Source organism: Butyrivibrio sp. FC2001 (genome assembly GCF_000424125.1).
GTDB lineage: Bacteria > Bacillota > Clostridia > Lachnospirales > Lachnospiraceae > Butyrivibrio.
The window spans coordinates 1-10681 of the sequence record NZ_AUJH01000033.1; the positions used below are offsets into that span (position 1 = coordinate 1).

Consider the following 10681-nt stretch of genomic DNA (forward strand, 5'->3'; position numbering starts at 1 on the left):
ATTATAAAACCATCCTTCTTATAACGTCTGAGTTTTGAGCGGCTGATACCAGTTCTGCGTTCCAACTCAGCAAGGTTGACCTTGTCTATGCTGTAAGAATCCCCCATTTCCTGTTTCATCTTATCCACTGCTTGTGTTAAGATTTCTTGTAAGTCATTACTGATGCTTTTTCTATACATTTTCCTCCTATCTGATGCGTTGGCTAACATCAGTTTAGGACAAAAGATAAGTTCAGTAATGACTTTTTGGTTATTTTCTTGCGATGAATTATGGCTGTTTTAATCCGATGATAAATGGTCAAATTTCTCCGATGATATTTGGCGATTATCACCCGATGCTAACAACATATTTGTTTGTGGCTGTTTTGATAAGCCTAATAGCTGCAGGTTGTGGAAGAAATAGCGCTGGAGATATGGATGAGTCTGTAGTTGAAACCACAAATGAAGCAGATGAGAATATGAATGAGATAGTTTCAGAGGAAGAAAAGAACGGTGATGATAATGAGGAGACTCTTTTGACAGATGACATAAATAATACTGAAAGTCAGAGCGATGCAGAAGTATCAAAAGAAAAGTCTAAGCAAGAAGATAATCCATATAAAAAGGCAGTTAAGGCTTTACAAGAAAATGATTATGAGACAGCATATTCGAACGCTATAGAACTGTGGGATAACGAAGAGTATGAGTCTTGTTACAATATATTATGGAAGTTACCGAAAGAATATCTAGAATCAGAATATTACATGTATTTATGTCAAATACAAGGCGATTGGGTTCTGGATTCAAACAGATATGATGTGTGTTATGCTAGGATAAATATTCACAATACGGATTTGAATTTTTATCGCGAAGAAGAAAATACGCCCATGGCATCCACTTCATTAGAAAAAGATAATCCTTATAAATTTAGTTTTGATACATCTGATATTTCATATAAATTTGAGTTTGTTTATTTAAAAGACAATGATAAACCATCTCTCAAGGGATTCCGTGTAAAAGATGCATATTTTGATGATGTAGATTTGTTATCATATCCTATATTTGATGACGGTTCCGTGGCAATGCACTTTATGAAGGCTACACCGGGGCATGTATACAAAGGTGATTATTCAGTGATTCATGAGGGACATATTGCTAGAGAAAAGGCAATAGAGAAACCGAATGTACAAAATGAACAGGAAAAAAGTAATCCACAAAAAGCTGATCCTGAAATAGGAATGGCAAAACATGAAGTGCTTGATTCATCCTGGGGAGAACCCAATACTAAGAATATTACAGAATATAAATGGGGAACATATGAGCAGTGGGTTTATGATAATAACAGATATATTTATTTTGAAAATGGTATAGTAACATCTATTCAAAGAAGTGAGTAAGTAAAGTACGGATTGATATTATTGCATATATAATTTTTATAATTCATAAGATGATTAAAGCCCTGTGTGGCGATTTCAGGATAGTCGTTGCGGAATAGTCCGTAAGGCATGCCTGATAACGCGACACAGGGCTTTTGCTCTTTTAAGGCATATCTGATTCTTTGGCATTATAAACAATGATGTTTTCATTGAAATAATTCTCTGGATCAATTCCTGCAAAAAGCTTCTTAAATTGTTTTTTTGAGCCGGCATAATATATTTTTTTTATGTTTGTTAATTCACTCCAGCCATCAAATGTAACAACTGTTTTAGGAATATATAGGTATTCTATACCGGAGTCTGAAAAGGTACCGCCGATAATTCTTTTTGTACGAGGAGGAATGATTACGCTTTTTACGGGAATACCTTTAAATGTTCCAACAAAACTACGTATATACATTTTGTCGTTTCCGTCTATGTTGTAATATTCAGGAAAAGATACTTTGTCAGTGTGACCGGTGTACTTGGTTAGCCATAATTCATCATCATAATGAATTTCATATTCTAAATCATCTAGAGATAATTCTTGTGTTGGACCAATATTATTAGCAGTTGTTGTAACAGAAGTCCCAACTTTTTTTTCCAGAGCATTCTCTTTATCATTTTCAATATTTATAGATAGAGCAACTGAAACTAAGAAAATAAAGCCTAATATAGTAATAAGACCTACGGCTTTTAAAAATTTACCACCTGAAGATTCAGGGCGTTGAGGCGCTTGGGGCGTCCATGTATGTCCACAATTTTTGCAGAATCCAATAGTTTCATGATCTCTTATTCTGTTTATTTTTTTATTGCCTGCGGCGAGAAAATAACTATGCTTGCTATGATAGTTGTATCTTTTGATTGTGGCATTACTTCCTGTGAATTCTCTCCTGAACTCAGTATTAAAACTTCCACATTGAGGGCATCTTGCGGCCATAAGAATTCTCCTAAGCTAAAATTGGTATTACAAAAACATTGCAAGATACAATTTTAATAATACGATAAGTGAAAGTAAAGACATGATAAAACTTTCAGACTATAAGAGTTCCCGTCTGATAATTTTGGAAATAAGTAGAATTAGAAGAGTTGCTGTATCGCAGTTTTAGGCATGGTGTAATGGTCTGTAAGGTATGCCTGATAATGCGACACAGGGCTTCTTACAGAGCAACTGGCAGAGTTTATTGTTTTTTTATGAACGTATCAGTGAGGAAGTGAGATAATGATTCCAAAGAAATAGGACACTTTTTAGCGAATTAGGAGGGAAAGCAATGATACCTTTATTGCCAATAGCTATAGGAATTGGGGTAGCCATTACGGCTGCAGCTCTAACAGCTTATATTTCAAATTTGAGGACAATATCGATTAGTCAGGGGTATGAAAAGGCATCAAAAGAGTTTAATAAGAAATTTCAGAAACAATATGATGATTTTATGAGTCATAAGAAAACTTGGAAAAAAAATAAACAGGAATATGAAGATTTGGTAAATGCGTATAAAAAATACGCAGAAGAATTAAAAAAGGAGAATGAAGACCTTAAACGTAATGGTACAGCATCTGCTTCAGCTGGAGCACTAATTGATCTTGGGACTACTGTTGCGGCATATGGCGCTGGTTTATCAAAAGAAATACAATACTATGAAACATGTTTAGCAAATCTTCAGAAATTAAAGGAGAAATCATGACTCTAGAAGAGCTTGAAAAAAGGCATAGAGAATTAAGCGCCCGGGTAGATGAGAATTTTGAAGAAATTGAAAAAGTTGCAGATGAATCCATGCGAGTGGCTGAGGTAGCTGAAAAGACTCCTACTATTATTAAAGATTTGAACCGTGAATTCGAATCTATCACCAAGTTAACATCTACCGATGTTGCATTTCTTTTTGTTGCAACTGCTATGCAGATCGTGCGCCAGTATCTCCTTACTCAATTCCCAGAAAGAATGGATGATCAGGAAGCTGCTAAAGGGACAAAAGGGCATAATGAGGAGCATTCTGATAGGAAGCACAGATATTACAAACCATCAGTCGAAGAGATAATATGCAACCCTGTGCCTTTCGATGCCAATAGAGGAGCTGATGGAGCTTTGAGTGGCGGAGGAAAAATGGGACATAGGGTTACGGCTTTGGGACATGACCCTGTTATTGGATTGGCTGTGGGTACTTGTAATATTGCAACATCTACACTGACAACAAATAAGCTCCAATCTTATCATATTTTCACAGATCAAGATAAAAGAGATGCATTTCGTAACAAAGCAAGTACAATAAAAATATTTGAAGAATCCGGTGATAAAATTCTTAATCAAGGAATGGAAGGGAAAATCATAATGGGCACTTCCTTGGTAAAAGAGATTATTCACCTTAAGTCGGATATCCATACAAAACATAGCTTGCCTTTACCAGCTGTTTCGATGATAGATGGAAAGCTTGCATCAAAGTTGGCTAGTTATGGTTTGGATATGTCAAATGTGGCTTCTGTAACAAAACAGGCCACTATGTCGATATTGATAAATACAATAATAGCTATGATTCATGGGTTGTTTGCTCCAGAAGAGATGAGTGGGGATTTATACGAAGTAAGGACAAGACGTATATTATCATACTCTAATGTAATTGCCTCTAGTAGTAATTTAATATATGTTGGTGCAAATCTTGCGGGCGGTAATGAGAGCGCTCTAAAAAGCTTGGATATAGGAGGGCTTATTGTTACTTGCTATAGGGTTGCTACAGATTCTAAGTTTATTCAGGCTGCAAAGCAAGAGTTCATAGAAAAGAAATATTTTGAACAGATAAGAGGCGAGGCGGAATAATTGAAATAATATAGAGCCCTGTGTTGCGATTTCAAAATTGCTGCTGCGGAATTTTGAAATCGCAACACAGGGATTCTTAGCTCAAGGTATTATAAGAATATTTTTGTGTTAACTAAAGTGTATTAGTTTGTGTGCTTGAGAAAATTTAAAAATGGTATCAGAGAATGCTTATAGACCAATAAATGAGGCGAGATTCAACATCGCATCCATTTTTGAGTAAAAAGCGGTTTTCTCAGCATAGTATGCAGTGATAGCTGTGTTATTTTTTATCGCTGTGGTCTGGCGTAATACTTTGGTACCAGTGCTTTCAATTTGTTTTAAATAATCACAGGCACTGATAAGATTCTTATCAATATTATTTAATGTGCTAATAGCAGTATTCATTATATTACAGAGAGTATATTGTGTTTGCTGTAATTCATCTAGTTTTTCTATAACAATATCAAGTTTAGAAAGAATGAGATCTGAACGCAGTTCTGATTCATAAAGATTATAAGCACCGTTGTCACCATTTAGTGAATCACACCTACCGGATGAAATGTATTCATAAAACATTGATATTGCAGGTAGATTTCTATATTTAACATATACTATGCCAGGGGAATAAAAGTCTGCTTTAATCTGTAATAGCTTAATATATGTCTCTTTTGCAGTTGCAATTTCTTCTTCTATCAAGTCATCTGCCAAAATTTGAGGTGTAGTTACATCAGTAGAGTTATCTAAATCTGATAGTTCCTGCTCCTTTTTGGAATTTAGGTTTGCTAATTCAGATGCTCGAGCTTCGTTTATGTTTTTTTCAGCTTCTGTATTGTGCTTTTTTATTTCTTCAAGCTTTAAAGAATACTCGGCTAGTTGTTTTTCATACTCTGCGGTGTCAATTGTGTATTGCTTAACCTCTCTGTTATATTGCTCTAATTCTTTTAAGTAGTCCTGTTTTTTTTCAGTATTTCTAGCTTCCACTTTTTTTCTGTTGAATAGACCTGGTTTATCATAAAAGGGCTCAACAGGTTCTTGCCTCATAACGGGAGTGGGGGCGGATGGCATGGATGGCATCGGTAATAAGTTAATACCAAAATTATCAGATTTGATTCGTGAATATTCAGAATCATATTTTGCAATAATATTGTTTCGTTCAGATAGTAGTTCTTCTTCTATGCTATATTTAGAAATACGGGCCTCACGTTTTGCTTCTTGAGAATGTGTATAAAGGGCTAGAAGTCTTTCCTCGATAGAATAAATGTTGCTTTCCAATTCTGTTGCTTTCAGGAGATACTGTGATAATCCTTCAGTTGTTTTGCACATGGTTTTAATGTTATTTGAAAGACTCTTGTCAGGAGTATTGTTTATTGTTTTTTGGCATTCTAAAAGACATTGCTTTACTTCTTTTGCTGCATTTTCTTGGTCGAGAGGTATAGTGTATTCCATACGATCAAGTCGCATAGTCTCAAAAGTTCTTTTGATAAACATATCAAATTCGCTTAGATTTGCATCTAAGGGGCAAGAAAAATCGTCAACAAAACCCATATAGAGAGGAGCACCTGCTTGCTCATCAAACTTTTTAGGGTCACGCTTTGCACTACATACGGGGCAACCATCATGTCCACAAGTAATATTTATGAATTTTCCAATCCCGCTTTCACAGGCTTTTATAGCTGATTTTAGCTGTTGTTCTCTGCTTTTTTCACTGGATTTAAAATTATAATTGGTTTTTACATCTAAAGAACACCAATAAAGTTCAGCGCCACAGTTTTCACAATAGTAAAAGCTGAAATTTCCTTCCAAAATTATGCCATTTGTGTGGTCGCGATTTGAGTAGTTATTTTTTATAAAGTCCTTAAGATTATAATTTGACATCCATTTTATCTTGGTATGTCCTTTTTTTGCACCTTCATCAATTTTGCGATTGAGTTCATCTATCTCATTATCTGACATTTCATCATAGTTTTTCATGAATCATTTTCCTCCAATCAAAGTACTAACAGGTTTTATCTTCCGATTTTTTTTATTTTATCTAAAGGCATATCAACTATTTCTATCCAGTTTAATAAGGTGGTCTCACGTAGAACGGCTTTTCCTTTTAGTTTTCCATTAGAATGGTTTTCTAAAAAGTACCATCCATTTGACACATTGAATTCTCCGTGAGCAAATGCATTTCGGATAAATGCAAAAATGCCTTCTGTTATAAAATCTTTGCGAGATAAAGATATATATTCTTTTTTAGAAGAGGAAGCAACATCATTTCCGGTTAAGAGTTCAAATTCTTTACCAGCTGAACGAAGCATTGCTGCCCTTAATGTATTTAAAGCTCCGCCTTCAATGCCTCTTTCTGCTAGTGTTTTGCCCATTCTTGAAATGCGACCATAGTAAATTCTTTTTGTTGGATGCGGTTGATCTGGAGTTTTTGTTTCATTGGCTTTTTTGTTTTCCGTTCGTATTGAACGAGCAGGGCATTCAAAAAGATAAAAGCAAATTATTTTTTGAAAATTACCATCAGTTATTGGAATCATTTATGTCTCCATCAGTTAAAAATTTGTAACAATTAAATCGACACAGGAGAGCATCCTGAATGTTTAAGATATTATATCATAATTTTAATTATTCGTGATTTTACAATTCTTTACAATGATTGGGACAGAACGGAAAAGTTTTTGGCAAATATAATATATTTATTATGCAAAGCATGAAAAGCCTGAGTCCTTTGAAGTTAGTGGATTCAAAGTTACATTGTATTAAAAATACTGACATCACGGATAATATAGTAAATGAGAAAGACTACAATTATATTCAGAACATATATATATATATTATTCATGATAGTGATGGAATGGAAAGAAATTTAGGGGATCTAGTTATGGGACAGGAGATATGTAGTGATAACTGAATGATAAAAAACATTGCTCTTGATACTTTTTTTATATGATAATACTTCCAATAAGCAAAATCTTAAATCACTATCATTGTTATGATGTGATCCATATGCTTTAGTATCTTTTTATCAATAAAATACTGAATACATAACTGTTTAGCATTATTCAAAATTGTAGAATATTTAAGAATGATATTAGCAATAATAGGAATATTTTTACCGTCATAAGTCAACATAATGCTATAATACCGATTATGTGTAATATGGGGAAATTAATAATGTAAATAATGTGGAGGATAAGGTATGTCAATTAAAACAGTAAAAATCACAACCAAAGAACAGATAAATGACTTAATTTGGAATCAACAGCCGGATGATGGTAGCGGAAGATATAGATCAACTTATATTTTTAGGGGATTACCTAACTCGGATTACAAGCTTGCGACTACTTTGCATAGGAATTGTACAAATAAGAGCTCGCAGCTAGAAGCATCATTACTTAGAAATTTTACAAAATATGCCTCTATAGAAGATGAATCTCTCCGTAATTCTGTTTGGAAACAGCTGGTTATAGGTCAGCATCATGGATTGCCGACAAGATTGTTGGACTGGACGTACTCTGTACTAATCGCATTACATTTTGCTACAAGCGGTGAACTCTTAAATTCTATGGATGAATATGACGCTGCAGTCTGGCAGATTGACATTAAGGAAATGAATTCGAAACTACCACCAGAATATCAAAAAACACTTAAGGACAACAGCGCATATTTGATGACCGTAGATATGTTGGAGGAGCTATCTGGTAATAATGGATATAAATCACTTGAAGATTATGATGTTAAGATGAATAAAACGGCTATGGTAATACTTGAGCCTCCGTCAATTGATCAGCGCATCATAAATCAATATTCATATTTTTCAGTTATCCCAGACGGAATGGAAAATCTTAATGATGATGAAGGAATAGAAAAATTCCTTTACACAACAACCTCAAATACATGTAAGTATATTATTGACAAGAATTTAAAGTGGCGCATTCGTGACATGCTTGATCAGATGAATATTAATGAACGAACTGTTTACCCCGGGCTTGATGGTCTGACAAAATGGCTTGGAAGACATTATTATGTAAAACACTGAGGTGGTTTGAAAAAAGATAATACTACAATTGACAAGAAGGAGGCGGTCATTGACCGCCTCCTTCCGGCTTTATTCATTTTTTACTCCAAATTTATTTGCAAGATACAAGAATCCGGTAAAGCCGTTCTCGTCAACCAAAGTCATTGCATTGGTGCCATTGGGAATTGTGACCGTGAGGCGATTACCCTTGTATTCCTCGTCCAAAAAACTCACTTCCAGTGTAACGTCAGGCCTTTCAGAGAGAGCTTCCATTACCATTTTGTGGAAAGAAATCCATCTGGAGGTTTCGACACGTATGGTGGCATCGTTACCTGCGTTTCTTATTTTAGATGCAGTGTTTTTGCTGAAAACAGTATAGGCTGTCAGAGGGACACGCGCCTCTACAGCTCCGCATATTTCACAGACGTATCTGAGTTCTCCGTCCTCATTCTCTGTAGGTTCTTTTGTTTCCCATACGAATTTATGGGAATGAGTGTCGTTTGTTTTTTCTTTTTCCTTATCGGAGCGCACACCGGTTTTGTTGCCGCCGGTTTTATCTGACGATCGGACATCCATAGATTTAGAATCAGCTATCGTTACTCTGATGCATTCCATATCACTGTCAGGCTTGCCATAGCTGCCCTCAGCCTTGAACCAGACATAATAGGTTCCGGGGTCTGTTGCTGCCGGAATTTGTGTATCCCAGGTTCCCTGTGACGGAGCATTTTCATCACCCAGGATGTACTTCATGGTATAGCCGTCAGGAAGTGAATCCTTCGGAGGGTTAAGAAGTGACTGTGCCTGTCCGTTATATTGTAAATCCTTGCCTGTTGGCTTCTGGTCATCCTTAAGGACTAATTTTTGTTTCTTTGTAATTCGTACATATTTCTCGTTACCAAATGCATCCACTATAACAGCAGTTCCTTCAGAATCCCCTGCTTCTATCTGCATGTCTGCTGTGGCAGAAAAGATTTCCGCAGAAATTGCCTGATTTCCGCCCTGAGCTATTACAGTGCCATTTTCTACAGCCATGGTACCGGCCATAATTGCTTTGTCCCTGGCATTACTGTCTACCTTACCGCCTTTGATTGTTAAATTTGCGGTATTTATTCCGGTTTGAAAAGAATTGGATTCCAGACTTCCGCCATTTACTACAACATTGCTAACCCTAACGCCGGTATGGTCTCCGGTATTTGAGCTCTGAGCAATAAGCCTGCCACTATTTATGATAATTGTGGAATTATTATCTGTGACTTTTCCTATACCGTCAGCATCTCCAATAGTTTTGACTTCCGCCCCATTTATCTCAAGTGTACTGCCTTGTTCAATAAAAATTACATATTGACTATCTAAACCGTTTCTGCCCACTTGTAGGGTACTATTACCGTTAATAGTTAGTTTATAACCGGGATCGATAGTTATTCCTCCTGTGATATTCAGGTCACCGTCAAGTGTAAGAGTTGTATTACCCCTGATATTAACAGATTCATTAATGGTTCCGCTGGTTGTAACATCCCCCGTCCAATCAACAGCCTGAACTTTCATGCCTGACCAAGGCATCAGCAAGATCATAATGGATATGACTGCGGTTATTCCCAATGACAGTACAAAACTTTTCGTAACTTTTTTACTATTTTCCCCCATAACACCCTCCATACAACATCATCAAGAAACTAATGCTTAACACAAAATTTAATTGTTTAACACTATTATACTGACTGATTCCGGCGGGTACAACTTTTCTTCCAAGCAAGAATTTTGTCACTTTGCTATAATGTTTAATTGTCAACTACCACGCACCTAAAGGTACGTGGCTTGCGACTCCCCTGTAGTTCGTTGCAATAACTCCTACATTTTGTCGGTGTAACTTCCGTGGGGTCGCATCATGGGACGGTTGACACCGCCCCTTACGACAAAGATTTACTCTGTCGTAACTGTATCAGGTACTTGAATATCTTCAAGATAGTTGATTCCCATGCGGTACAGATTCATAGCTCCAATACGGTCATCGTTAGATTTATAGCCACAGTTCTTACAAGTAAACAGATGTATCTTCTTGTTACGGTTAGACTTTTCAATGTGACCACATACAGGACAACACTGACTCGTATAACGAGGGTCAACCTTAATAACAGTAGACTGATTCTGTTTAGCTTTGTAGACAAGTTTCTGTTCAAGGTCATAGAAAGACCACGATACGGAAACGTAGCGGTCTTTGGTTCTGACACGCTCTGTAGCATTACGAACACCTGACAAATCTTCAAGAACAAAGAGCGTATGTTTCGGGTTGGATTCAACGAGTGCCTTTGATACCTGGTGGTTAACATCCTGCATCCAACGGTTTTCTCGTTGACCGATAGCTTTTAATCTACGTCTTGAAGATGGTGTCTGACACATTTGGAGTTCTTTACGAAGCTTAGAATAGAGAGCACGTTTCTGCTTGATGGCTTTACCGCTTACAAATCCAGACTTGTGCTTACTGTTATAAGTG

At 36.2% G+C, this 10681-nt stretch carries 9 protein-coding genes; 4 read left to right on the top strand and 5 right to left on the bottom strand.

Translation table 11 applies throughout. From position 1 onward, the window contains the following. Positions 1-286: 286 nt before the first annotated feature. On the top strand, positions 287-1375 hold the full coding sequence (locus G601_RS0113465; protein ID WP_155834547.1) for a hypothetical protein: 1089 nt from the start codon (positions 287-289) through the stop codon (positions 1373-1375). Positions 1376-1517: 142 nt separating this feature from the next. On the opposite strand, the gene G601_RS0113470 is transcribed toward G601_RS0113465, so the two are convergent. Beyond that, on the bottom strand, positions 1518-2333 hold the full coding sequence (locus G601_RS0113470; protein WP_026665676.1) for a hypothetical protein: 816 nt from the start codon (positions 2331-2333) through the stop codon (positions 1518-1520). 331 nt (positions 2334-2664) lie between these two features. Between G601_RS0113470 and G601_RS0113475 the strand changes: the two genes are divergently transcribed. Both G601_RS0113475 and G601_RS0113480 read left to right on the top strand, forming a co-directional pair. After that, the gene (locus G601_RS0113475; RefSeq protein ID WP_026665677.1) at positions 2665-3078 is read left to right on the top strand and encodes a hypothetical protein; all 414 of its coding nucleotides are present in this window, start codon (positions 2665-2667) and stop codon (positions 3076-3078) included. Beyond that, the gene (locus tag G601_RS0113480) at positions 3039-4202 is read left to right on the top strand and encodes a hypothetical protein (RefSeq protein ID WP_207638054.1); all 1164 of its coding nucleotides are present in this window, start codon (positions 3039-3041) and stop codon (positions 4200-4202) included. Before G601_RS0113475 ends, G601_RS0113480 begins: the two co-directional genes overlap by 40 nt. 168 nt (positions 4203-4370) lie before the next feature. Here the strand turns inward: G601_RS0113480 and G601_RS0113485 are convergent, their stop codons facing one another. Both G601_RS0113485 and G601_RS0113490 read right to left on the bottom strand, forming a co-directional pair. After that, positions 4371-6152 carry a hypothetical protein gene (locus tag G601_RS0113485; protein ID WP_026665679.1) on the bottom strand — a complete coding sequence of 594 codons (1782 nt, stop codon included), beginning with the start codon at positions 6150-6152 and terminating at the stop codon, positions 4371-4373. A gap of 35 nt (positions 6153-6187) precedes the next feature. After that, positions 6188-6709 carry a hypothetical protein gene (locus tag G601_RS0113490; RefSeq protein WP_026665680.1) on the bottom strand — a complete coding sequence of 174 codons (522 nt, stop codon included), beginning with the start codon at positions 6707-6709 and terminating at the stop codon, positions 6188-6190. A gap of 662 nt (positions 6710-7371) precedes the next feature. Here G601_RS0113490 and G601_RS0113500 point away from each other — a divergent pair. Continuing rightward, positions 7372-8211: an FRG domain-containing protein gene (locus G601_RS0113500; RefSeq protein WP_026665682.1), complete on the top strand. Its 840-nt coding sequence runs from the start codon at positions 7372-7374 to the stop codon at positions 8209-8211. A 69-nt stretch (positions 8212-8280) separates the two neighbouring features. On the opposite strand, the gene G601_RS0113505 is transcribed toward G601_RS0113500, so the two are convergent. Both G601_RS0113505 and G601_RS0113510 read right to left on the bottom strand, forming a co-directional pair. Continuing rightward, positions 8281-9834 carry a hypothetical protein gene (locus tag G601_RS0113505; RefSeq protein WP_026665683.1) on the bottom strand — a complete coding sequence of 518 codons (1554 nt, stop codon included), beginning with the start codon at positions 9832-9834 and terminating at the stop codon, positions 8281-8283. A gap of 276 nt (positions 9835-10110) precedes the next feature. After that, the coding region (locus G601_RS0113510) for an RNA-guided endonuclease TnpB family protein (RefSeq protein WP_026665684.1) at positions 10111-10681 on the bottom strand (571 nt) is incomplete at its 5' end.